A 23,012-nucleotide genomic window follows, 5' to 3' on the forward strand; every position below is an offset into this window, starting at 1 on the left:
GCGCTACTCGAGCGCGCGCTCCCGATGGGCGACGGTGCGGGTCGCTCCGCCGCCGCTCGCCCGCTCGAGCTCCAGCTGGCGCAGCTGCCGCATCACGTCGCGCCGGCCCTCGTCGTCCAGGCGGTCGATGTACAGGCCCCCGAGCAGGTGGTCGGTCTCATGTTGGAAGATCCGTGCGAGCAAACCCTCGGCGCGGATGTCTCGTTCGTTGCCGTCGAGGTCGCGTCCCCGGAGCCGGACCCGCAGCGCTCGCGCCGTCGGGTGATACGGCCCCGGGATCGACAGACACCCCTCGTCCTCGAGCTGCTCACCGTCGAGCTCGGACAGCACGGGGTTTGCGACGAACCCCTTGTGCTCCTCGTGGTCGTCGTAGACGAAGCACGCGATCTGGAGCCCGACCTGGTTCGCGGCAAGGCCGACGCCGGGTGCGTCGTACATCGTCTCGAACAGGTCGTCCGCCAGTCGGCGGAGCGCCTCGTCGAAGTCGGTCACCTCACGCGCGGGCTGGCGCAGGACGGGGTCGCCCAGCGTGCGGATCGGGATGACGGTCACGACGACGCTCCTTCTCGACGAGGCCGCCGCCTACAGGTGCGGCTCGGCCTCGACCCTCGAGACGATCCCGCGTTCGGCAAGCCGACGGATTCCGTCGCCGAACGCACGCAGATCGTTCGGATCGAGCGCGACCAAGCATAACGTGTGCTCTCCGTCGCTCGAGACGAGCATCGTTCGGTGCGATAGAGCGCCGAGCTCCGCCTCGAGCTCCACGCCGCCGACGATTCGAAAGACGGGAGCGCCGACCGGGAAACCGGCCCCCTCGCGGCGCGTGCGCTCCGACCTGGCGAACCGATCTGGTTTGCCGACGACGAGCGCCTGAACGGCGGGGTCGTTCGGGTGCGTCGTCTGCACGATCACTCGACCGTTGGGCGCGGCCCACGCCGCGACCTCCGCCCACGTCGAGAGTGCACGCTCCCGCGCCGCGATGCCCGGACGGCGGAGCGACGCGTCCGCGTTCAGGATGCCGACGAGGTCGAGCGCCAGCGCGCCGAAGTCCTTCACCGCATCGATACCGCCGACCACGACCTCCCCGTCGCCCGGGGACCTACTCGTGTCGCCAGGCGCGAGATGAATCACCGGAACCGGCGCGACGCCGCGTGCCCATTCCTCGACGCGCTCGGCGCCTCCCCGCGCGATGCCGAAGTTCGACGAGTCGCAGTTCGGGCAGCGCGCGTCGGCTCCGCATACCACGCATCGCATCGCTCCCCTCTCCGAGCGGAGCGCGCCGCCGCACGCGGCGCACGCCGCGGGCTCGCCGCACGCACGACACACGCGCGCGACGCCGTACCCTCGCAGCGGCTCGTACAGGAACGCGCGCATCGCGGAGCGCAACGACGCCACCAACCGAGGAGCGCGCCCTTCGAGTCCCGGCTTCACCACTTCCACGGGCGGCCACGTCCTCTCTCTCGGCTCGATGTCGACGTGGTCGAGTGCCAACGCCTCGAGCGACGGCATCACGGAGAGCAATACGCACGTCGCCGGGTGAATCCGCGCCCGAGCCGCCGCGACCTCCCGGACGTGAAAGTACGGCGAGCGCTCCTCGCGGTGCAGCTCGTGATGCTCGCGGGAGACGATCACCACACCGAGATCGCGCAGCGGCGCGAACACTGCCGAGCGCGTCCCGACGACGATCGGATACCGCCCGTGCGCGATGTCGAGCCACATCCGATAGCGCGACCGCTTGTCGCCACCGAAGAAACGGGCGACGCCGTCGCCGAACGCATCGAGGACGGCCGCAACCGTCGCTGGCACCGGGTCGACCTCCGGCACGATGAGGATCGCGGTCTTGCCCGCCGCGCGTGCGCCGGCGATGCAGTCGACGGCGATCTCAGCTTCCTCGCCGGGCGCGTTCCGCACGACGAACGTCCCGGTGCCGCCCGCGAGTCCCGCCGCGAGCGCGTCACCGTTTGCGTAGCCGGCGAGGACATCCGATCGAACGTCGACGTGCGGCGTGTCGTAGGCGACGCCGGGTCGAGCGTCCTCCGACGCAATCCTCGGCGGGTGCGACCTCACGATGACCGACGCCAGCGGCGCGACGTAGCGCCCGCTCACCCAACGACAGAGCTCGAGCATCGAGGCGTCGAACTGCCGAACGGGCGAGACGACGCGTCGCACGGGCAGCATGCGTTCGGGCACGTCGTCGGTCCCGCCGAGCACCCACCCCGTGACGAGCCTGCCGTGGAACGGCACCTGGACGAGCGACCCCACGCCTCCTCCGAGGTCACCATCGAGCTCGTACGTGAACGGTCGGTCGAGTGATAGCACAGGCCGGTCCACGCAGATCGCGACCGGACCCGAGAGGATCTCGACGGAACGTTCGGGCGTGGCGGGTGCGGGGAGCCGCGGAAGCGAGCCCGAAGGGAGAGCGTTCGGCCCCCCGGGTGGACTGGGGACGACCGTGTTACTCGAGCGCGCGGCGGAGTTCATCCGCGCGATCGGTCGACTCCCACGCGAACTCCTTCCGCCCGAAATGGCCGTACGCCGCCGTTTCGCGATAGATCGGTCGACGAAGATCGAGGTCGCGAATGATGGCCCCCGGCCGGAAGTCGAACGCCTCGCGAACGACGTCGACGATGCGAACGGGGTCTACCTGCTCGGTCCCGAAGGTGTCGATCGCGAACGACACGGGATGTGCCGTGCCGATCGCGTACGCGACCTGGATCTGGAGGCGGTCGGCGAGTCCCGCCGCGACGAGGTTCTTGGCGACGAACCTCGCCATGTACGCCGCCGAGCGGTCGACCTTCGTCGGGTCCTTGCCCGAGAAGCAGCCGCCACCGTGCGGCGCCATCCCTCCGTAGCTGTCGACGATGATCTTCCGGCCGGTGAGACCGGTGTCGGCCTTGGGTCCGCCGATCTCAAATCGTCCCGTCGGGTTCACCAGGACGCGCACATCCTCGGCGTCGATCTCGTGCTCGCGCAGGACCGGATCGATCACCTCAGCCTTCATATCGGGGGCGAGGAGCGTCTCGACGTCCACCTCCTCGCGGTGCTGGGCACTGACGAGGACGGTGTCGACCCGTGTGGGCACACCGCCCTGGTACTCGATCGAGACCTGAGTCTTCCCGTCGGGCCGAAGGTACGGCACAACCCCAGCCTTGCGGACGTCGGCGAGGCGCTTGGCCAGGCGATGCGCCAAGGCGATCGGCAACGGCATCAGCTCGTCGGTCTCGCGGCACGCGAATCCGAACATCATCCCCTGGTCACCGGCTCCGAGCGTGTCCAGCTCGTCGGCGGAGTGCCCCTCGCGATGCTCGAGCGCATCGTTCACACCGCGGGCGATGTCCGGCGACTGCTCCTGGATCGATGTGACGACCCCGCAGGTGTGCCCGTCGATGCCGAAGTTCGCGTCCGTATACCCGATATCGGTGATCGTGTCGCGGACGACCTGCGGGATGTCGACGTACTCGGACGTCGTGATCTCGCCGGCGACCATGACGAGACCGGTCGTGACGAGCGTCTCGCAGGCGACGCGGCCGTCGGCATCCACCGACATGATGGCGTCGAGTACCGCGTCGGAGATCTGATCGGCGAGCTTGTCGGGATGTCCCTCGGTCACGGACTCCGAGGAAAAGAGGTAGCGCCCGCCCATGACTCGGCGGAGCATAGCAGTCACCTCAGACGCGCCCGGTCCTCCAACGAACGTCGTGCTGACGGACGGAAGGATCTCCCGTCATCGCGCGAGGAGCTTCACGAGCCGGTCGCAGATCGCGGCGGCGAGCTCGCGCTTGGACCACTCGCGAAGCGGTTCGTCCTCGCCGATACGCGAGAAGATCGCGGCGCGGTTCGTCTCCGAGCCGAACCCCGTTCCCTCCCGACCGACCTGGTTCGCGACGAGCAGGTCGACGCCCTTGCGTGCGAGCTTGTCTCTGCCACCCGCTTCGACGTCATCCGTCTCGGCGGCGAATCCGACCAGGACGCGTTCGCCCGCCTGTTGCGACAGCTCGCCGAGGATGTCAGGTGTGGGGACCAGCCGTAGATCCGGCGTCCCGTCCTCTTTCTTGATCTTGGATCCCGCGGTCCGCTCGGGACGGAAGTCGGCGACGGCGGCAGCCATGACGACCGCGTCGGCTCCCTCGGCCTCTTCGAACACGGCGTGACGCATCTCGTCGGCGGTGGTGACCCGAACGACGCGCGGTCCCTCGGGCGGCTCGATCGTTCCCGGACCGACGACGAGCGTGACGTCGGCGCCCCGTCCGTGTGCCTCCGCGGCCACGGCGAACCCCATGCGCCCGGTCGAACGGTTCCCCACGAACCGAACGGGATCGATCGGCTCCCACGTCGGACCGGCCGAGACGACGACGCGACGACCGGCGAGGTCCTTGCCCCGCGAGAGCGCATCCTCGATGACAGCGAGGATCTCGTCCGGTTCGCTCATCCGTCCGACACCCTCGTCGCCCGCCGCGAGCGATCCGCGTGCCGGTCCGACGATCCGGATGCCTCGTTCGACGAGCGCCGCCACATTGGCCTGCGTCGCCTCGTGCTCCCACATGCCGGCGTGCATCGCCGGAGCGACGACGAACGGGCATCGCGCCTCGAGCAACGTCGACGTGAGCAGGTCGTCGGCGATCCCGAACGCCAGCTTGGCGATCACGTTCGCCGTGGCCGGCGCGACGACGACGATGTCTGCCTCATGCGCCAGTCGAACGTGCAAGACGTGCCCGGGATCGTCATCGAACAGATCGGTGTAGACGCGGTGATCGGTGAGCGCAGCGAACGTCGCCGGACCGACGAACCGTTCCGCGGTGCGCGTCATCACGACCCGCACCGAGGCGCCGCGCAGCCGGAGCAGCCGGGTGAGGACGCATGCCTTGTACGCAGCAATGCCGCCCGTGACGCCGAGCAGGAGCCGCCGACTCTTCAGGACGGAACGGCCGCTCGGTTCCACGGTATCCATCTTCTCGCGGGGTGTTCGAACAACGCTCGCTCCGCTACCCCCGCGCCCACCCTCCTCGGGGAGGCGGCCTACTTGACGACGGATTCCTCCGGGCGCTCCGCGGAGATGTCGCCGTCGGCGATCTCCTCGAGCGCGATCGAGAGCGGCTTGTTCTTCAGCCCGGTCTCGACGAGCGGCGGGATGAACTCCGCGCGGCCCTCGCCGAGCTGGTTGTAGTACGAGTTGATCTCTCGCGCGCGTTTGGCGGCGAGGATGACCAGCGTGTACTTGGAGTCGACCTGTGCGAGCAGGTCGTCGATCTTGGGATCGATCACGAATCCTCCAGCGATGAGTTGTCCCGCGGTGTCCGGGACGCTTCGATGATAGCAGCGACCCGCTTCGCCGCTCGTTCGACGTCGTCATTCACGACGACGTGGTCGAACCAATCCCGTTGCTGGAGCTCTGAGCTCGCCTTCTGGAGTCGGCGGGCGAGACGGGCATCGTCCTCGGTACCCCGCGAGCGGAGTCTGCGTTCGAGCTCCTCGAGGGACGGCGGCTCGAGGAACACGAGGACGGCGTTCGGCATGGCGTCTCTGATCTGGCGCGCGCCCTGCACGTCGATCTCGAGGAGAGCATCCCCGCCGAGCCCCAGGATCTCCCTGATCGGCGCGGCCGGCGTCCCGTACCGGGAGCCGAAAACGTCGGCCCACTCGAGCAGCTCGCCCTCGGTGATCATCCGGTCGAACTCCGCCGCGTCGACGAAGTAGTAGTGCACGCCGTCCCGCTCCCCCAGCGACTCGCGCGGCGCTCGCGTCGTGACGGAGATCGATACCGTCAGATCCGGAACGAGCTCGCGCACCCGCCGAACGACGGTGCCCTTGCCGACGCCGGAAGGCCCGGCGATGACGTAGAGGATGCCGCGACGTTCGATCGCGGCGCTACTTCTTGGCGAACTCGCCGAGGAGCGAATCGCGCTGCTTCGCGCCCAGTCCGCGAACGCGACGACTCGCGGATATGTCGAGGCGCTCCATGATCTTCCGCGCCCGGACCTTCCCCACGCCCGGGAGCGACTCCAGAACCGTGGATACCTTCATCTTGCCGACGGTGTCGTCGCCCTCGCGGGACAGCACGTCGGTGAGCGTGAGCTTCCCCGACTTGAGCTGGCCCTTGAGCTCTGCCCGCTTCCTTCGCGCCTCGGCGGCCTTCTCGAGAGCCTGCTTGCGCTGTTCCTCCGTCAGGACGGGAAGCGGCATACGCAACTCCTTTTCTCGGATCTTGGCGATCTTGGCATCGGGGCCGGAAACCCGGCGAGTATAGACACGGCCGTTCGGGGCCAGCAACGCGACGCATGCACGTTCACCTGCGGTTTTCGTTCGTCAGCGGATCGAGCCGAGGATGGCTCGCGCAGCGCCGGCCGGATCACTCGACGACGTGATCGGTCGACCGACGACGATGTAGTCGGCTCCGGCTTCGATCGCCTCCTCTGGCGTCTGAATCCGAATCTGGTCGTGGCCGTTCGATCCTGCCGGCCGGATGCCCGGGACGACGAGACAGAATTCCTCGCCCGTCACCTCCCGGACGACTGAGACGTCCTCACCGGATACGACGACGCCGTCCGCGCCGGCTGCCTTGGCCTCGAACGCGAGCGATGCCGGCGAGGCGAGTCCTTCCCCGGCGATGCTCGAAAGGACCGTGACCGCCGCGACGAGCGGCCGCTCGAACCCCGCGTCGCGCGCCCCGTCCGCCGACCCGCGCACGGCTGCGGCGACCATCGCTTCACCGCCCAGCGCGTGAACCGTGAGCATCTCGACGCCCATTCGACCCGCATTGAACGCCGCGCGTTCGACGGTGTTCGGGATGTCGTGAAGCTTCAGATCGAGCAAGACCGGGCGGATTTCTCGAACCGTCGCGACCGCGGCGGCGCCGCCCGAGGTGAACAGCTCGAGGCCCACCTTGAGCAGCGCGACTTCCGACCCGAGCCGCCGGGCCAGTGCCTCGGCCCCCGCGACGTCCGACGTGTCGAGCGCCACGACGAGCGGATTGACCGGTCGCGGGATCACGAGGCTCCGTCCCCGGCCGGTTCCCCTCGTACGCGGAGCCTGCCCCTGAGATCCGCCGGCGAGGAGATCCCCTTCTCTTTGAGGTAGGACGCGATGCCCTGTGCGATCTCGACCGGGGCAGACGGGTTCACCAGCATCGCGGTCCCGACCTGAACGGCCCACGCGCCGGCGAGCAGGAACTCGACGGCGTCGGCCGCCGTTGACACGCCGCCCACACCCATGATCGGGACCCGCGGCATCACCTGGGCCACTCGATACACGGCCGCGAGCGCGATCGGCTTGATGGCCGGTCCGGACAGTCCTCCGATCGGCGCGGCGAGCCTGGATTGGAGCCGATCGGCATCGACGGCAAGCCCGGGCACGGCGTCGATCAGCGTGAGTCCCGAGGCCCCGGCGCGGATGCACACGCGGGCCGTCTCCACGAGTTGCGGAAGCATGGGCGGAAGCTTCACGAACACCGGCAGTCGCGACATCCGCGCGACGGCGCCGACGATTTCGTTCAGCCGCTCGGGCCTCGCGTGGAACGGCTCGCCGGCGAACTCCTCGTCCGAGGTCGACACGTACACCTCGAGCGCGACGATGCCCGGGCGGCGATCGAGCGCGGTGGTGAGGCGCACGTACTCGTCGAGTCGCGTTCCCGCGATCGAGGCGATCACCGGAACCTTCGCCTGAACCAGCCGTGGAAGGTCCTTGGCCAGGAACTCGTCGACGCCGGGATTCTGCAGGCCGACGTGCGAGAGCAATCCCGATGCCGTCTCGGCCGCACGAGGCACCACCGAACCTCTCGACGGTGCGACCGTGATGCTCCTCGTCACCACCCCAGCGAGGCGACGCAGGTCGACGACGCTCGGAACGTCGCGACCCGTCGACAAGCAACCAGAGGCCGCCAGGACGGGGTGGGAGAAGGCCAGGCCGTTCAGGTCGACCGCGCTCGTCTGTCCAATCGCGCTCGACGTCATCCGGGCCACGTGCGGACCTTCGCGAATCCCTCGGGAGGAGTCGGCGCCGATCCGGATGCGTCACCGATCCACCGGTCCCACAGGATGCGTGCCGGGTTGAACACGGGACCTTCCGCGCACGCGCGAAGGTTGTCGTATCCCCGGCCGTCCTTGCGTATCACCGGGATCGCGCACGTGTAGCAGAGGCCGGTGCCGCACGGCATCTCGTCCTCGATCGCGATCTGCGAGGGGATCTCGCGTTCGAGGCACATCTCGGCGATCGCCCGGAGGGTCGGCCGTGGCGCAGCGGCGTAGACCACCTCGGCGCCCGTGGTCTCGAGCATCCCGGGGAGCGCGTCGAGCACGGTCCCGCGTTCGCCGAGGCTGCCGTCGGCGGTAACGATCGAGAACGTCTGCGACAGCCGCTTGCCCTCGATCGGCTTGAAGACGTGCTCGTGCGTCTCGGCGCCCACGATCATGTCGACGCGTTTGCCGCGCGCTCGGAGCTCCTGCGCGAGGAAGTACATCGGCGCCGACGCGTGACCCTCAGAGACGAGGAGGCACGCGTTCAGCTTCGCCGGATAGGCAAACGCTGTGCCGAGCGGGCCGATCACATCGAGGAACTCATGGACCCGCACGCCTGCCAGCCAGCTGGTTCCCGGACCGTGACGATCGAAGACGAACTCGAGCGTGCCGGCCCAGCCCCCGCGGCGCGACGCCTCGTGGATGGAGAACTGACGCCGAAAGATGAACGAACGCCCCTCTGGCATCCCGATCGAGAGGAACTGGCCGGGTCGGGCACGCTCCGCCACTTCCGGCGCCACCACCGTGATCGAGTGATACACGCCGAACCGCCGCGCGTTCAGGACCTCGGCGCGGGCGCGCTTCACGAAACGACCTCGCTCCACTCGGCCAGGCGTGCCTGCACCGGGACGCTGCGCGCCGCGGCATGGAACTCCTGCAGCGCACGGGGTTTGGAGGGTTCGGAGGCGTCGGACCGGAGCGCCTCGATCCCCCGCAGCGCGGCGAGGAGCCCCGGCACCGTTGTCACGCAGGGTATACCGGCCTGGGCGGCCGCCGTCCTGATGAAGTAACCGTCGGTCCGTGCCCCACGACCGAACGGCGTGTTGATCACCAGATCGACGCGGCGCTCGCGGATCAGGTCGACGATGCTTCGACGGCCCTCGGAGACCTTCGCCACGCGGGTGACCGGGATGCCGGCGCGCTCGAGCACCCCGCCCGTCCCCTTCGTTGCAAGGAGCTTGAAACCCATCTCGGCAAGGCGCCGAGATGGAAACGCGATCGCCCGCTTATCGCGGTTGGCGACGGAGACGAACACCGTTCCCGAACGCGGAAGCGCCGAGCCGCTCGCAACGAATGCCTTCGCCAGCGCGCGGCCCGGATCGGCGTCCAGGCCCATCACCTCGCCAGTCGACTTCATCTCCGGGCCGAGAACCGTGTCCACGCCGGGGAACCGACCGAACGGAAGGACCGAGGCCTTCACCGCCGTGTACGGCACGTGCCGATAGTGGCGCGGATCCGCCGGAACCGTGCCGTCCGCGACGAGGTCGTCGAGGGTTCGGCCCAGCAGAACCAGCGTAGCCACCTTCGCGAGCGGAACGCCGACTGCCTTCGAGACGAACGGCACCGTGCGCGACGCCCGCGGGTTTGCCTCGAGGACCCAGATTCGTTCCTCCTTCACCGCGAGCTGGACGTTGATCAACCCGACGACGCCCAGCCTTCGCGCGATCGTCCACACGATGCGTTCGACCTCGTCGAGCTCCTCGTCCGACAGCGTCGCCGGCGGGATCTGACACGAGCTGTCCCCGGAGTGAACTCCTGCCTCCTCGATGTGTTCCATGACGGCGCCGACGAAGATGTTCGACCCGTCGGAGACCGCGTCGACGTCGACCTCGATGGCGCCCTCCAGGAACCTATCGATCAGCACGGGATGCTCCGGACTCGCCTCCACGGCCGTGGCGACGAATCGTTCGAGCTCCTCCTCCCCGTAGACGATCTCCATCGCGCGGCCGCCGAGGACGTACGACGGCCGGACGAGCACCGGATAGCCGACCCGCGCCGCGACCGAGCGAGCCTCATCCGGATCACGCGCCTGGCCGTGCGCGGGCGCCGCGATGTCGAGCTCGCGAAGGAGCTCCGCGAACTTGCCGCGGTCCTCCGCCAGGTCGATCGCCGACGGCGGTGTGCCGAGGACTCGGAATCCGGCGGCCTCCACATCGTGGGCGAGCTTCAGGGGTGACTGGCCGCCGAGCTGACAGATGACCCCGGTCGGCTGCTCCGCCTCGCACACCGCGAGCACGTCCTCGGTCGAGACCGGCTCGAAGTACAGCCGAGAGCTCGTGTCGTAGTCGGTCGAGACCGTCTCGGGGTTCGAGTTCACCATCACCGCCTCGTATCCCGCCTCGCGGAGCGCGTAGGCAGCGTGGACGCACGCGTAGTCGAACTCGATGCCCTGGCCGATGCGGTTCGGCCCGGAGCCGAGGATCACCACGCGTGAACGGTCCACGGGCCGGACCTCGCTCTGCTCTTCGTACGCGGAGTAGTGGTACGGCGTTTGCGCGGGGAATTCGCCCGCGCACGTGTCGACGGTCTTGAACACCGGCCGGACGCCGAGCGCCGTTCGGCGCGCCCGCACGTCGGCTTCGGTCGAGTCGGTCAGCGTCGCGATCCGTCGGTCGGAGAGCCCGGCGCGTTTGAGGCGTCGGAGCTCGGCGGCATCGACGGAGTCGATCTCCCTGTTCTCGACCTCGCGCGCCCGCTCCGCGACCTGAGCGATCTGGTCGACGAACCACGGATCGATCCCGGTGGCGACGGCGATCTCGTCCACCGAGTGCCCGGCCGAAAGCGCCGCTTCGACCAGGTGGAGCCGCCACTCCCCCGGCACGCCGAGCCGCTTCAACGAGATCGGTTCACGGAGCGCGAGATCAGCGCCGCGTTCGAGCGAGCGCCACGCCTTGCCGAGCGCCTCCTTGAACGTGCGACCGACCGCCATCACCTCACCCACCGACTTCATGGTCGACGTGAGGACGGGATCGGCCTCCGGGAACTTCTCGAAGGCGAACCGCGGCACTTTCACGGCGACGTAGTCCAGCGACGGCTCGAAGGCGGCCGGCGTCGCGCCGGTGATGTCGTTGGTGATCTCGTCGAGCGTGTACCCGACGGCGAGCAGCGCGGCGATCTTCGCGATGGGAAAGCCCGTCGCCTTCGACGCGAGGGCGCTCGACCGCGAAACGCGGGGGTTCATCTCGATCAGCACCTGCCGACCGGTCCGCGGGTCGACCGCGAACTGCACGTTCGACCCACCCGTCTCGACGCCGATCGCGCGGATACAGGCGAGCGCCGAGTCGCGCATCCGCTGGTACTCGCGATCGGTCAGCGTTTGCGCCGGCGCGACGGTGATCGAGTCTCCGGTGTGCACGCCCATGGGGTCGATGTTCTCGATCGAGCAGATCACGACGGCGTTGTCGACGCCGTCGCGCATGACTTCCAGCTCGAACTCCTTCCATCCGGCGATCGACTCCTCGATCAGGACCTCTGTGACCGGACTGGCATCGAGCCCCCGGGACGCCAACCGTTCAAGTTCCGGGCGATCCCCGGCGAACCCGCTCCCCCCACCGCCGAGCGTGAACGACGGCCGAACGATGACCGGGTAGCCGATCTCGCCGCCGAGCGAGATGGCATCGGCGACTGTTGTCGCGGAATCCGCACGCGGTACGTCGAGCCCCGCCTCATTCATGGCTTGACGGAAGCCGCTCCGGTCCTCGGCGCGGCGGATCGCGTGGAGCCCGGCACCGATCAGTCGGACGCCGAGGCGGTCGAGCTCGCCCGACTCCGCGAGCGCAACGGCGACGTTCAGCGCGGTCTGCCCGCCCAGTGTCGGGAGGAGGGCATCGGGCCGTTCCCGTTCGATCACGCGCGCCACAGAGTCCGGGGTGAGGGGCTCGACGTAGGTTCGGTCGGCGAACTCGGGGTCCGTCATGATCGTCGCCGGGTTCGAGTTCACGAGCGACACGTGATACCGCTCGCGGCGCAGCACCTTGCACGCCTGCGTACCTGAGTAGTCGAACTCGCAGGCCTGCCCGATGACGATGGGTCCCGATCCAACGATCAGGATGCGTTCGATGTCGGTCCGTCTAGGCACGTGCCATCAATCGCCTGAACTCCCCGAACAGGTGGCCGGCGTCGTGCGGCCCCGGGGCGGCCTCGGGGTGGTACTGCACCGACATCGCCGGGACGTCCAGGCAGCGAAGTCCCTCGAGCGTGCCGTCGTTCAGGTTCCAGTGCGTGAGCTCGGCGCTGCCGAACGCGGTCTCCACGACGCGTGGGCCACGGTCGCGGTGCTCGCTTCGCGAACCCACCATGCCCCCCGCCTCGCCGGCCTTGCGTCTCCAGCCGTCCGGATCGACGGCGAACCCGTGGTTGTGGCTGGTGACCTCGACGCGGCCGGTCCGCGTATCCCTCACCGGCTGGTTCGCGCCGCGGTGGCCGAAGGGCATCTTGTAGGTGCGCCCGCCGAGCGCGAGCGCGAGCAATTGATGCCCGAGGCAGATCCCGAACACGGGAACGCGTCCGAGCACGCCCTTCGCGGCGGCGATGCCGTAGCGCGTCGCGGCGGGATCGCCGGGACCGTTCGACAGGAACACGCCTTCCACCTCTCCGATCTCGCTCGCCGCGGTGCCGGCCGGAACGACCGTCGCCTCGATCCCTTCCTCGGCCAGCCGGCGAAGGATGGTGCGCTTCAGGCCGAAGTCGTACGCGACGACGCGAAACACGGGTCCCTTGGCCGAGGACGCCGGGCCGACCAGGTCGCGTGCCTCGTAGCGCTCCGTCGTCGACACGCCCGTGGCGAGATCGGCCCCCTCCATGCCGGGCGCCGCGCGGACCCGTTCGACGAGGGAGTCGGGGTCGCCGTCCTCGGTGGAGACGGCGCAACGCATCGCGCCGCGCTCGCGGAGCCGGAGCGTGAGCCGCCGGGTGTCGACCTCGTCGATCCCGACGACGCCCGCATCCACCAGCTCGTCGTGGAGCGTTCCCGTGGCGCGCCAGCTCGACGCTCGCCTGGACGCCTCTCGAACGACGAACCCCGCGACGTGGACTCGCGCCGCCTCGGGGTCCTCCGCGTTGGTCCCGCAGTTGCCTTGATGCGGCGAGGTCATCGTCACGATCTGACCGGCGTACGACGGGTCGGTGAGCACCTCCTGGTAACCCGACATCGCGGTGTTGAACACCGCCTCACCGAACGCCTCGCCCGGCGCGCCGAACGACCGGCCCCGGAGCACCGTCCCGTCTTCGAGCGCCAGAAGCGCTTCGGTCACGCCACTCCCGCCGCCGCGTATCGCTTCTCGTGAGGCGGCGGCGTCGTCACCGCTGCGCCTTCCCGTCGGCCACGACCAGTTCGCCACGATAGATCGTGTGCACCATTCGCCCGCGGAGCGTTCTACCGAGGAACGCGCTGTTCCGGCTCTTGGACGCGAACGGCGGCTCGACGACCCATTCGGCGGCCGGATCGAACGCGATCACGTTTGCCGGCGCTCCCGGCTCGAGGGGCATCCCGTGATCGTCGGTACCCAGGATCCGAGCCGGCCGGGTCGACATGGCCTCGAGGGCACCGGTCAGCGTCATCGCTCCGCTCCCGACGACGAACGTGAGCACCGCGGCGAGTGCCGTCTCGAGTCCGGTCGTCCCGAACGAGGCTTGGTCGAACTCCGTCTCCTTCTCCTCGACCGCGTGCGGCGCGTGATCGGTCGCCACGGCATCGACGGTTCCGTCGGCCAGCCCCTCGATAAGCGCGTCGCGGTCCTCCGCCGTTCGAAGCGGTGGGTTCACTTTGAAATTCGAGTCGTACGTCCGAAGGTCCTCGTCGGTGAACACGAGGTGGTGGGGCGTCACCTCCGCGGTGACGCGGAGTCCCTCTGCCTTCGCCCGTCGGACGAGGCTCACCGATCCGGCCGAGGAGAGGTGACACAGGTGCAGGCGCCCACCCGTCAGCCGAGCCAGAGCGAGGTCTCGCGCGACGACGATCTCTTCCGCCTCACGGGGCTGCCCGGCGAGGCCGAGTGAGGACGAGTGGTATCCCTCGTGCATCTGTCCGCCCTCCGAGAGGGACGGGTCCTCGCAGTGCTCGGCGATGACGGCGCCATCGAACGCGCGCGCATAGGTGAGCGCGTTGCGCAGGACGCGCGCGCTCGGGACGCATCGTCCGTCGTCGCTGAAGATCCGAACCCCGGCGTTGATCATCTCCCCTAGCTCCGCCATCTTCTCGCCGGCCAGGCCCCGTGTGATCGCGCCGACCGGGAACACGTCGCACATGCAGGCCCGCTGGGCGAGGTCTCGAACCTCGTGGACCACCGCGGCGTTGTCGGCGACCGGGTCGGTGTTCGCCATCGCCGAGACGGCGGTGTATCCCCCCAGCGCGGCCGCGCGACAGCCGGTCTCGATCGTCTCCTTGTCCTCACGTCCCGGCTCCCGAAGATGCGAGTGCAGGTCGACGAGGCCGGGCGCGACGACGAGACCATCGGCGTCCACGACGGTCGCACCCGAGGTGGGGCCGTCCGGCTCCGCGATCCGTCCGCCTTCGATGAAAAGATCGGCCACCTCGTCGCGTCCACCGGCTGGGTCGACAACGCGCGCGCCCTTCACGACGATCCGCGTCACATTCCCGCCTCCTCGTCGTCCCCGGTCCGCTCGCCCACGCCGCCAGGGCGGGCGTCGCGGGCCCCGCCGAGCAGCAGGTACAGGAGCGCCATTCGGATGGCGATCCCGTTGGTCACCTGCTCCTCGATGACCGAGTTCGGGAGGTCCGCGACATCGCTCTCGATCTCGACGCCGCGGTTCATGGGGCCGGGATGCATGATCAGCGCCTCGGGCGGCAGCATCGCCACGCGCCCGCTCGTGAGACCGAACAGCCGCGCGTACTCGCGCACGCTCGGGAAGTACTGCTGGCGTTGCCGCTCGTGCTGAACGCGGAGCATGTAGCAGACGTCGAGCTTGGGAAGGACCGACCCGATGTCGTAGGAGACCTGGGCTCCCCAACCAGGCGCGTCCGGCGGAATGAGCGTCGGCGGACCGACGAGCGTGACCTCCGCGCCCACCTTCACGAGCGCGAACGAGAGCGACCGCGCGACGCGTGAGTGCAGGACGTCGCCGACGATCGCCACGCGCAGTCCCTCGAGCCGGCCGAGCCGCTCGCGCATCGTGTAGATGTCGAGCAGCGCCTGCGTGGGGTGCTCGTGTGTCCCGTCACCGGCGTTCAGCACGCTGCCGCGGACCCACTTGGTCAGGGTCAGCGGTGACCCACTGGAGGAGTGTCGGATCACGATCGCGTCGGCGCCCATCGCCTGCAGCGTGAGCGCGGTGTCCTTGAGGCTCTCGCCCTTGCTCACGCTCGATCCGCTCGTGGAGAAGTTGATCACGTCCGCAGACAGACGCTTCGCCGCGAGCTCGAAGCTGATGCGCGTTCGCGTCGAGTTCTCGTAGAACAGGTTCACCACCGTGCGGCCGCGGAGCGCCGGAACCTTCTTGATCACGCGAGTTCCGATCTCGCGGAACGACTCCGCAGTGTCGAGGATCCGAACGATGTCCTCGGCCGTCACGTCGTCGATCGACAACAGATGCTTGTTCACGCTCGGTCGTCCCCCGTTCCGGTCTTCGCGACTCGGAGCGTCGGGGCCGGCTCGACCACGACGCCGTCGTCGCCATCCATCTCCCGAAGCGCGACCCGTACGTCATCGTCCCTGCGTGTGGGGACGTTCTTGCCGACGAAGTCCGCGCGGATCGGGAGCTCGCGGTGCCCACGGTCGACGAGTACTGCCAGCTGGATCGCGCGTGGGCGTCCGAAATCGACGAGCGCGTCGAGCGCCGCTCGGATCGTCCGGCCCGTGAAGAGCACATCGTCCACCAGCACGACCGTTCGGCCCGTGACGTCGAACGGAACGTCCGTCTGGTGCACCTCTGGCGCTTCCCCCCGCATCCCGATGTCGTCTCGATAGAACGTGATGTCGAGGACGCCGACCGGAACGGAGGTACTCTCGATCCGCTCGATCTCCGCGGCGAGACGCCTCGCCAGGTCGTCGCCGCGCGCGGCGATCCCCACGAGCGCGACCCCGCTCCCTCCCTTGTTCCGCTCGAGGATCTCGTGCGCGATGCGGGTGACGGCGCGTCGGACGTCGGCCTCGTCCATCAGGGCGTTCACGAAGCCCCACCGTGCACGTGATCGCGACCCGGAGAAGCAAAAAAGCCCTGCCGCGCGTGCGTCAGGGCACCGTGTTCCATTCGGGCACTCCCTTCCCGGCCTCGCGGGACCGGACTTAAAGGGGGAAGGTCCGAGGAGAGGATAGTCGCGACCCATACCCCTCCGCAACGACGTGAGCCCACGGATCGCGCTCGAGCGCCTAGACTGATGGCACGTGCGGCTGATTGCTCGGCCGCGGCGCCACGAACGGGAGGATCGGTCAAGATGCTCGCGTACAGCCCGGGTCCCGAGTGGATCGTCGTCCTCGTGGTCCTCGTCCTGCTGTTCGGGGCGAAGAAGCTGCCGGAGCTCGCGCGGTCGGTCGGAAAATCCACCTCGGAGTTCAAGAAGGGCATGTCCGAGGGGGCGTCCGACGAGGACGCGGCCGGCACGGCGGACGACGTTGATGAGCGCGCTCAGCGGAAGGCCGAAACGTCGGACTAGGCCGAACGCTCACCATGCGTCTGGCCGCCGAATGAGGCGTGCGGTAGGTCGTTACTCGGATTCGGCTGGGTCCTCGACCGCGAACTCGCGCGCGAACTTGCCCAGGATGCCGTTCACGAAGCGGCTCGAGTCCTCTGTTGACAGGCGCTTTGCGATCTCGACGGCCTCGCTGATCGCAACGCTCGACGGGGTTTCGGGACGGTGGAGAAGCTCAAACACGGCAACGCGCAGGATGTTGCGATCGAGTGTCGCCATTCGTTCCAATGACCAGTTCTCCACGTGCGACAGGAGGATCGAGTCGATCTCGGCACGATTGGCCGCGACGCCGTCGACGAGCTCTTCGGCGAACGGGTCGATCTCCCGACCTGCGGAGCGCCACTCGCCGAGGACGATTCGCGGATCCTTCTCCGTGACGTCGGCCTGGTAGAGGACGTCGATCGCTTGGCGGCGCGCCTCGCGCCGCGACGTCATCCGTTCTCTGGGGTCCGCACAACGTTCGCTTCGCTCACTGTGCTACCCCAGCCCCGGCCCTCACTTCACCCGCTCGATGTATTGGCCCGAGCGCGTGTCAACCTTGATCCGCTCCCCTTCCCCCACGAACAGCGGGACCTGGACCACGTGGCCGGTCTCGACCGTGGCGGGCTTCATGGCGTTGGTTCGCGTGTCGCCCTTCACCGCGGGCTGGGTCTGGGTGACCGTGAGCGGCACGGACGCCGGAAGCTCGACGGCGATCGGCGTGCCCTGGTGGACCGCGACCTGCGCGTTGGTGCCCTCGGCCATGTAGTGCGCGGAGTCGCTGACCACGCTCGCCGGCACGGGCAACTGCTCGTAACTCTCCATGTCCATGAAGGTGTAGTGGTCGCCGTCGCGATACAGGTACTGCATCTCCTTGCGTTCGACGATGGCGAGGCCGACCTTCACTCCGGCATTGAACGTGCGCTCGACCACGGCGCCGGTCCGGACGTTGCGGAGCTTCGTGCGCACGAACGCGCCACCCTTCCCCGGCTTTACGTGTTGGAACTCCACGATCTGGAACAGCGTGCCGTCGAGGTCGAGCGTCATCCCGTTCTTCAGGTCGTTCGTCGAGACGCTCACAGGACCACCATCTCTCTCGTCGAACGCGCCATCGCGCGGCAGCCGTCCGATGTCACCTCCACCATGTCCTCGATCCGGACGCCGCCGAGGCCCGGAACGTACACGCCGGGTTCGATCGTGACCACGGCACCCTCCGCAAGCTCACCGTCCGCGTCCCATCGGAGGCGGGGATCCTCGTGGATCTCTAGGCCGACGCCGTGGCCGAGGCCGTGTGGGAAGCTGTCGCCGAAGCCCGCGTCGTCGATCGCCCCGCGCGCGGCGCGATCGACGACCGCAAGCCCCGCACCGGCTCGAACGGTCTCCATCGCCCGGCGCTGCGCCACCGCGACGAGATCGTGCATCGTGCGCAGCTCAGGCCTCGGTTCGCCCAACGCGACGGTTCTCGTCATGTCGGAGTGGTAACCGTCGACGATGGCGCCGAAGTCGAGCTTCACGACGTCGCCGGGTGCGAGAGGACGGTCCGTCGGAGAGTGATGTGGCTCGGCCGCCTGCTCGCCGAACGCCACGATCGGGTCGAACGCCAGGTCGTCGGCGCCCGCATCACGCATCGCCTCCTCTAGCGAGCGAGCAAGCCCGCGTTCCGTGACGCCTTCACGAACCCCGCCGCCGAGGACGACGCGATCGAACGCCTCGTCGGCGCACGCCTGCGCCCGGGCGATCGCCTCGATCTCCGACCGTTCCTTGGCTACGCGAAGGCGCTCCACCTCTCCGTCGGTCGAAACGAGGTCGAACGCGCCCGCCACCCGGTCGCGCAGATCGCTCCAAACCTTGTACGTGAGACCCGCCGCCTCGAAGCCGATGCGCGTCACGCCCGCGGCTCCGCCCCACGCGGCGGCCCGTTCCGCGAACGTCTCGGAGTAGATCTCGCGGCGGACGTCGGGAACCTCCCTCGACGACTGATGCTCGTAGCGGCCGTCGGTGAAGAGCACGGATCCGTTCGGCCCGACGACGAGCTGGCCGTTCGATCCGGTGAAGCCGGTGAGGTACCGGACGTTGGGGAGACGCGTGACGAGGAGCGCATCCACGCCGAGCTCGCGTAGTCGCTCCTCGAGGCGCTCGCGCCTCAGCGCGTGATCCAAGGAACCGCCTCGAGCGCCAGGTGATATCCGCCGGCACCAGCGCCGGTGATGGTCGCGCGACAGACGGGCGAGATCACGGACTCCCGCCGGAACTCCTCGCGAGCGTAGATGTTGGTCATGTGGACCTCGATCGCCGGAACGCCCGACGCCTCGATGGCGTCGCGGATCGTGTACGAGTAGTGGGTTAGTGCGCCGGGATTCACCACGAGGACGTCGAACCCGTCGCCGCGCGCACCGAGTAACCAGCCGACGAGCTCGCCCTCGTGATCGGATTGCCGCCACTGTGTCTCGTGGCCGAGCGCATCGGCGCGTTCCGTCACCTCGTGCATGATCTCCTGGAGCGTCTGCGTGCCGTACCGCTCGGGCTCTCGCGTTCCGAGGGCGCCGAGGCTCGGACCGAACAGGAACAGGACCCGCACGCTAGCTCCCAGACCCTCCGCGGGTCCTCATCTGTTCCAGGATGCGGCGCAGCGGTTCCTCGTCGATGGGATCGACCACGATCGGGCGGCCCACGTCCTCGAGCAACACGAACCGCATGCCCCCGCGGTACTTCTTGTCCATCCGCATCGCGGCGAGGACCTCGTCCGCTGGTGGCAGCGAACCGAGCGCGTCGAGGCCGAGCGCAGTGAACAACCGCGCGTGCCGCGCGGCGAGACCGGACGTTGTGATGCCGAGCTCCTCGGCCAGTCGCGCGGCGAACGTCATCCCGATCGAGATCGCCTCGCCGTGTGAGCGTCCGGCGAACGAATCGAGACGCTCCAACGCATGGCCGAGCGTGTGACCGTAGTTCAGGACGAGGCGCCGTCCCGCGTCGCGTTCATCCTCGCCGACGACGGCGGCCTTGGCCCGGATGCACCGCGCGACCAGCGGCTCGAGCACCGGCAGCCGGCGTTCCAATACCGCTGCGGGATCGCGCTCGAGCATCTCGAGCAGCTCGACGTCGAGCGTCAGCGCGTACTTCGCCACCTCGGCAAGGCCGGAGCCGTACTCGCGATCCCCGAGCGTCGAGAGCGTAGCGACGTCAGCGAGCACGGCGACGGGCTGGTGGAACGCGCCGACGAGGTTCTTCCCCTCCGGCAGATTGACCGCGGTCTTGCCCCCCACCGCCGCGTCGACCTGTGCGGTGAGCGACGTCGGCACCTGGAGGAAGGGAACCCCCCGCATGTACGTCGCCGCGACGAAGCCCGCAAGGTCGCCGACGGAACCGCCGCCGAGCGCGACGACGAGGTCGTCGCGGTGTGCCTCCTGCGTCGCGAGCTGACGATGGAGCACCGTCGCCATCGGGAGCGTCTTGGCGTCCTCGCCCTCCGGAACCACCAGGTGCACTCGCGCCCAGCCGCGCTCTGCCAGCCCTCGTCCGAGCGGCTCCAGGTAGCGCTCGGCAACGTTTGTGTCGGCCACGACGAACGCGCGCTCGACGCCGGCGAGCTCGGGCAGGTGCGCGCCCGCCTCGTCGAGGATCCCCGACGCGACCGTCACGTCGTACGATCGGCTCGGGACGACGACGGTCACGCGCTCCACTGGAGCAGCTCCTTGTGGATCGCTGCGGCCACCTCTTCGACAGGGCCGCTCGCATCGACGACATGCACCGCGAACTCGCGATACAGCGGCTCGCGTTCCTTGAACAATCGCTCCAGATCGCCTTCCTCCCGGATGAGCGGTCGGTCGGACGCCGGACGGACGCGCTCGCGAAGGACGCGGAGCGGAACGGAGAGGAACACGACCTCGCCCGTCGCGCGCAGCGTCACCCGGTTCGCCGGCTCGAGAACCACGCCGCCCCCGCACGAGACGACCGACGGGTCGCGCCGAGCGACCTCGACGAGCGCCGCCGCCTCCAGCTCGCGGAACCGCGCCTCGCCGTCGCGGTCGAAGATGTCGCGCACCGACGCGCCGCCGGAGCTCTCGACCTCCGCGTCGAGCTCGACGAACGGAACGCCCAACCGAGCGGCGAGCACCGGACCGACGATTGACTTGCCCGAGCCGGGCATGCCGACGAGGTAAACGATCACGACCGCCCCGGCGAGATCCCGAGCCCGGCCATGTACCCGTCGAGGTTGCGTCGAGTCTCCACGAGCGAGTCGCCGCCGAACTTCTCGAGCACCGCGCCGGCCAGAACGAACGCCACCACGCTCTCGCCGACGACCCCGCCGGCCGGTACGGCGCACACATCGGTTCGCTGCGCGATCGCCACATCGCCCTTTCCCGTTCGAAGGTCGATCGTCGACAGCGCCCTCGGTACCGTCGAGAACGGCTTCATCGCGGCTCGAACGCGGATCGGCTCCCCGGTGCTCATCCCCCCCTCGATCCCCCCCGCGCGCGCGGTCGTTCGCCGAAACCCCTCCGCGATCTCGTCGTGGGCCTCGGACCCCGGACGCGAGGCCGTGGCGAACCCGTCGCCGATCTCGACGCCCTTTACCGACTGGATGCTCATCAGGGCGAGCGCGAGGCGAGCGTCGAGCTTGCGGTCGTACTGCACGTGCGATCCGAGCCCCGGCGGGCATCCGTAGGCGAGGACCTCGAACACCCCGCCGACTGTGTCGCGGTCCTTCCGGATCCGGTCGATCTCCTCGACCATCCTCGTGCCCGCCTCATCGTCGAAGCACCGCACGGGCGACGAATCGACCACCTCGAGGTCCTCCGGGCCGGGCATGTCGGAACCACCAACCGCCACGGAGCCGATGCGGACGACGTGCGAGACGACGTCGATGCCGAGCTCGGTCAGGAACGCCTTGCAGAACACGCCGAGCGCAACCCTCATCGCCGTTTCGCGCGCGCTCGCTCGCTCCAGAACGTTGCGAACGTCGTCGAAGCCGTACTTCTGCACGCCGGCCAGGTCGGCGTGCCCGGGCCTGGGACGCGTGAGCTTCTCGTCGGGATCGGCGTCACCTTCGACGCTCATCAGCTCCCGGTACCTCTGCTGCCACTCGGCGTTGTCGATCGTGACGGCGATGGGGCTACCGAGCGTCCGCCCGTGGCGCACGCCTGACTGGATCTCGAAGCGATCCGTCTCCAGCTTCTGCCTGCCGCTGCGGCCGTGTCCGTGCCGACGGCGCGCGAGCTCCCCTGCGATCTCCTTCGGCGAGATCGGTACTCCGGCCGGAAGACCCTCGAGCACGCCGACGAGGCCCTTGCCATGCGATTCACCCGCCGTGAGCAGCCGCAGCATCGGTGGCACTCATCATAGAGACGGGTAGTCGGCGCCCCGGGAACCCCGACATGGGTGGTGGGGGGCGGTCCCTATCGGAACCGCCCCCTTCCGACCGGCGACCGCTCCCCCCGAGCGCGCCGCCGGCAGCCCATCGCCTCGGTTCCCGCGGCTCGATGCGCCTCGATATCCCTGATGACTTCCTTCGGCACGGTTGGCCGAATCATGAGACGTCCTTTGCAGGAAGTCGTACGAACCTTTCGACGCGTCGACGCCGAGCCTGCGCTACGAGATCAGACTCAGGTATGCGTCAGCGATCTGCCCGCCGACGAACGTCGCCACGACCGCGCCCGCCGCCAGGTACGGCCCGAACGGGATCGGCGTCTTCCGACCGGCGCCGGCAACGAGAGCGACGATCGCCCCAACTCCTCCGAACAGGATCCCCAGACCCGCCGCGACGGCGACGTGATCCAGGCCGAGCGAGCCGAGAACGAGCCCGACCAACGCGGCGAGCTTCACGTCGCCCATGCCCATCCCCCTGGGCGAGATGAGCGCGACGATGAGAAGCCCGACGCCGTACGCGAGGAACCCGATCCCCGCCGACGGGGCGGAGAGCTCGGAACCGGCGAGATCGGCAACGAGGACCCACGCTGACGACAGCAGGATGGCGGGATAGACGAGGCGGTTGGGGATCTTGTGATGGCGGATGTCGATAACGGAAAGCGCAAACAGCAGGCCGAGGAAGGGCGCGAGCAACGCCGTGGCCCAGAGGTCTTCGAACACCAGCGCGGTGGTGACGAACAACGCTCCCGTTGCCAGCTCCGTGAGAGGGTACGCCACAGAGATCCGCGCACCGCACGTACGACACCGGCCGCGGAGCGCGACCCAGGAAACGATCGGAACGGTGTCCACCGCGCGGACGTTCGTTCCGCAGGAAGGGCACCTCGAGCGCGGTCGCACGACCGACTCGCCCGCAGGGACTCGGTGGATGGCGATGGTCAGAAAGCTCCCGAACGCCAGTCCGAGCGGCAAGGCAACGAGCACCCGGACCCAGGTCATCGGGGCGCGAGGCT

General features: G+C 69.0%; 24 protein-coding genes. 1 reads left to right on the plus strand and 23 read right to left on the minus strand.

Annotated features, from left to right (window positions below; translation table 11 throughout):
- Positions 1-3: 3 nt before the first annotated feature.
- From def to pyrR, 15 genes are all read right to left on the minus strand, one after another.
- A complete protein-coding gene (gene def / locus VFA08_00820) occupies positions 4-552 on the minus strand; it encodes a peptide deformylase (protein HYZ12137.1) in 549 nt (182 codons plus the stop codon).
- A 30-nt stretch (positions 553-582) separates the two neighbouring features.
- Positions 583-2,331 carry a hypothetical protein gene (locus VFA08_00825; protein HYZ12138.1) on the minus strand — a complete coding sequence of 583 codons (1,749 nt, stop codon included), beginning with the start codon at positions 2,329-2,331 and terminating at the stop codon, positions 583-585.
- 124 nt (positions 2,332-2,455) lie between these two features.
- Complete coding sequence (gene metK, locus VFA08_00830) at positions 2,456-3,643, minus strand: methionine adenosyltransferase (GenBank protein ID HYZ12139.1); 1,188 nt, start codon at positions 3,641-3,643, stop codon at positions 2,456-2,458.
- An 81-nt stretch (positions 3,644-3,724) separates the two neighbouring features.
- Positions 3,725-4,939 carry a bifunctional phosphopantothenoylcysteine decarboxylase/phosphopantothenate--cysteine ligase CoaBC gene (coaBC, locus tag VFA08_00835; protein HYZ12140.1) on the minus strand — a complete coding sequence of 405 codons (1,215 nt, stop codon included), beginning with the start codon at positions 4,937-4,939 and terminating at the stop codon, positions 3,725-3,727.
- Between the two features lie 77 nt (positions 4,940-5,016).
- Entirely contained in the window at positions 5,017-5,262 is a 246-nt protein-coding gene (rpoZ, locus tag VFA08_00840) for a DNA-directed RNA polymerase subunit omega (protein ID HYZ12141.1), read from the minus strand.
- Positions 5,259-5,786 carry a guanylate kinase gene (gmk, locus tag VFA08_00845; protein HYZ12142.1) on the minus strand — a complete coding sequence of 176 codons (528 nt, stop codon included), beginning with the start codon at positions 5,784-5,786 and terminating at the stop codon, positions 5,259-5,261. Before gmk ends, rpoZ begins: the two co-directional genes overlap by 4 nt.
- Positions 5,787-5,865: 79 nt before the next feature.
- A complete protein-coding gene (gene mihF / locus VFA08_00850; protein ID HYZ12143.1) occupies positions 5,866-6,180 on the minus strand; it encodes an integration host factor, actinobacterial type in 315 nt (104 codons plus the stop codon).
- 123 nt (positions 6,181-6,303) lie between these two features.
- The gene (gene pyrF / locus VFA08_00855) at positions 6,304-6,987 is read right to left on the minus strand and encodes an orotidine-5'-phosphate decarboxylase (GenBank protein HYZ12144.1); all 684 of its coding nucleotides are present in this window, start codon (positions 6,985-6,987) and stop codon (positions 6,304-6,306) included.
- Positions 6,984-7,946, minus strand: coding sequence for a dihydroorotate dehydrogenase (locus VFA08_00860; protein HYZ12145.1), 963 nt, complete (start codon positions 7,944-7,946; stop codon positions 6,984-6,986). The genes pyrF and VFA08_00860 overlap by 4 nt, the downstream gene beginning before the upstream one ends.
- Complete coding sequence (locus tag VFA08_00865; GenBank protein HYZ12146.1) at positions 7,943-8,815, minus strand: dihydroorotate dehydrogenase electron transfer subunit; 873 nt, start codon at positions 8,813-8,815, stop codon at positions 7,943-7,945. Before VFA08_00865 ends, VFA08_00860 begins: the two co-directional genes overlap by 4 nt.
- A complete protein-coding gene (carB, locus tag VFA08_00870; protein ID HYZ12147.1) occupies positions 8,812-12,087 on the minus strand; it encodes a carbamoyl-phosphate synthase large subunit in 3,276 nt (1,091 codons plus the stop codon). Before carB ends, VFA08_00865 begins: the two co-directional genes overlap by 4 nt.
- Entirely contained in the window at positions 12,080-13,261 is a 1,182-nt protein-coding gene (gene carA, locus VFA08_00875; GenBank protein ID HYZ12148.1) for a glutamine-hydrolyzing carbamoyl-phosphate synthase small subunit, read from the minus strand. The genes carB and carA overlap by 8 nt, the downstream gene beginning before the upstream one ends.
- 46 nt (positions 13,262-13,307) lie before the next feature.
- Entirely contained in the window at positions 13,308-14,600 is a 1,293-nt protein-coding gene (locus tag VFA08_00880; GenBank protein HYZ12149.1) for a dihydroorotase, read from the minus strand.
- Positions 14,597-15,568 carry an aspartate carbamoyltransferase catalytic subunit gene (locus VFA08_00885; GenBank protein ID HYZ12150.1) on the minus strand — a complete coding sequence of 324 codons (972 nt, stop codon included), beginning with the start codon at positions 15,566-15,568 and terminating at the stop codon, positions 14,597-14,599. Before VFA08_00885 ends, VFA08_00880 begins: the two co-directional genes overlap by 4 nt.
- Positions 15,565-16,125 (minus strand): bifunctional pyr operon transcriptional regulator/uracil phosphoribosyltransferase PyrR, encoded by a 561-nt coding sequence (gene pyrR, locus VFA08_00890; protein ID HYZ12151.1) that lies wholly within the window; start codon positions 16,123-16,125, stop codon positions 15,565-15,567. Before pyrR ends, VFA08_00885 begins: the two co-directional genes overlap by 4 nt.
- Before the next feature lie 219 nt (positions 16,126-16,344).
- On the opposite strand from pyrR, the gene VFA08_00895 reads away from it, so the two are divergent.
- On the plus strand, positions 16,345-16,620 hold the full coding sequence (locus VFA08_00895) for a twin-arginine translocase TatA/TatE family subunit (protein HYZ12152.1): 276 nt from the start codon (positions 16,345-16,347) through the stop codon (positions 16,618-16,620).
- A gap of 51 nt (positions 16,621-16,671) precedes the next feature.
- On the opposite strand, the gene nusB is transcribed toward VFA08_00895, so the two are convergent.
- From nusB to VFA08_00935, 8 genes are all read right to left on the minus strand, one after another.
- Complete coding sequence (nusB, locus tag VFA08_00900; GenBank protein ID HYZ12153.1) at positions 16,672-17,091, minus strand: transcription antitermination factor NusB; 420 nt, start codon at positions 17,089-17,091, stop codon at positions 16,672-16,674.
- Between the two features lie 60 nt (positions 17,092-17,151).
- Positions 17,152-17,715 (minus strand): elongation factor P, encoded by a 564-nt coding sequence (gene efp / locus VFA08_00905; protein ID HYZ12154.1) that lies wholly within the window; start codon positions 17,713-17,715, stop codon positions 17,152-17,154.
- Positions 17,712-18,794, minus strand: coding sequence for an aminopeptidase P family protein (locus VFA08_00910; GenBank protein ID HYZ12155.1), 1,083 nt, complete (start codon positions 18,792-18,794; stop codon positions 17,712-17,714). The genes efp and VFA08_00910 overlap by 4 nt, the downstream gene beginning before the upstream one ends.
- Positions 18,779-19,213, minus strand: a complete 435-nt coding sequence (locus VFA08_00915; GenBank protein ID HYZ12156.1) for a type II 3-dehydroquinate dehydratase — start codon at positions 19,211-19,213, stop codon at positions 18,779-18,781. Before VFA08_00915 ends, VFA08_00910 begins: the two co-directional genes overlap by 16 nt.
- Position 19,214: 1 nt before the next feature.
- Complete coding sequence (gene aroB / locus VFA08_00920; GenBank protein HYZ12157.1) at positions 19,215-20,315, minus strand: 3-dehydroquinate synthase; 1,101 nt, start codon at positions 20,313-20,315, stop codon at positions 19,215-19,217.
- A complete protein-coding gene (locus VFA08_00925) occupies positions 20,303-20,803 on the minus strand; it encodes a shikimate kinase (GenBank protein HYZ12158.1) in 501 nt (166 codons plus the stop codon). The genes aroB and VFA08_00925 overlap by 13 nt, the downstream gene beginning before the upstream one ends.
- Positions 20,800-21,960, minus strand: a complete 1,161-nt coding sequence (aroC, locus tag VFA08_00930) for a chorismate synthase (protein HYZ12159.1) — start codon at positions 21,958-21,960, stop codon at positions 20,800-20,802. The genes VFA08_00925 and aroC overlap by 4 nt, the downstream gene beginning before the upstream one ends.
- Before the next feature lie 264 nt (positions 21,961-22,224).
- Positions 22,225-22,998: a prepilin peptidase gene (locus VFA08_00935; protein ID HYZ12160.1), complete on the minus strand. Its 774-nt coding sequence runs from the start codon at positions 22,996-22,998 to the stop codon at positions 22,225-22,227.
- Positions 22,999-23,012: the final 14 nt, after the last annotated feature.

Source organism: Actinomycetota bacterium, assembly GCA_035640355.1.
Lineage (GTDB): Bacteria > Actinomycetota > UBA4738 > UBA4738 > HRBIN12 > CALGFI01.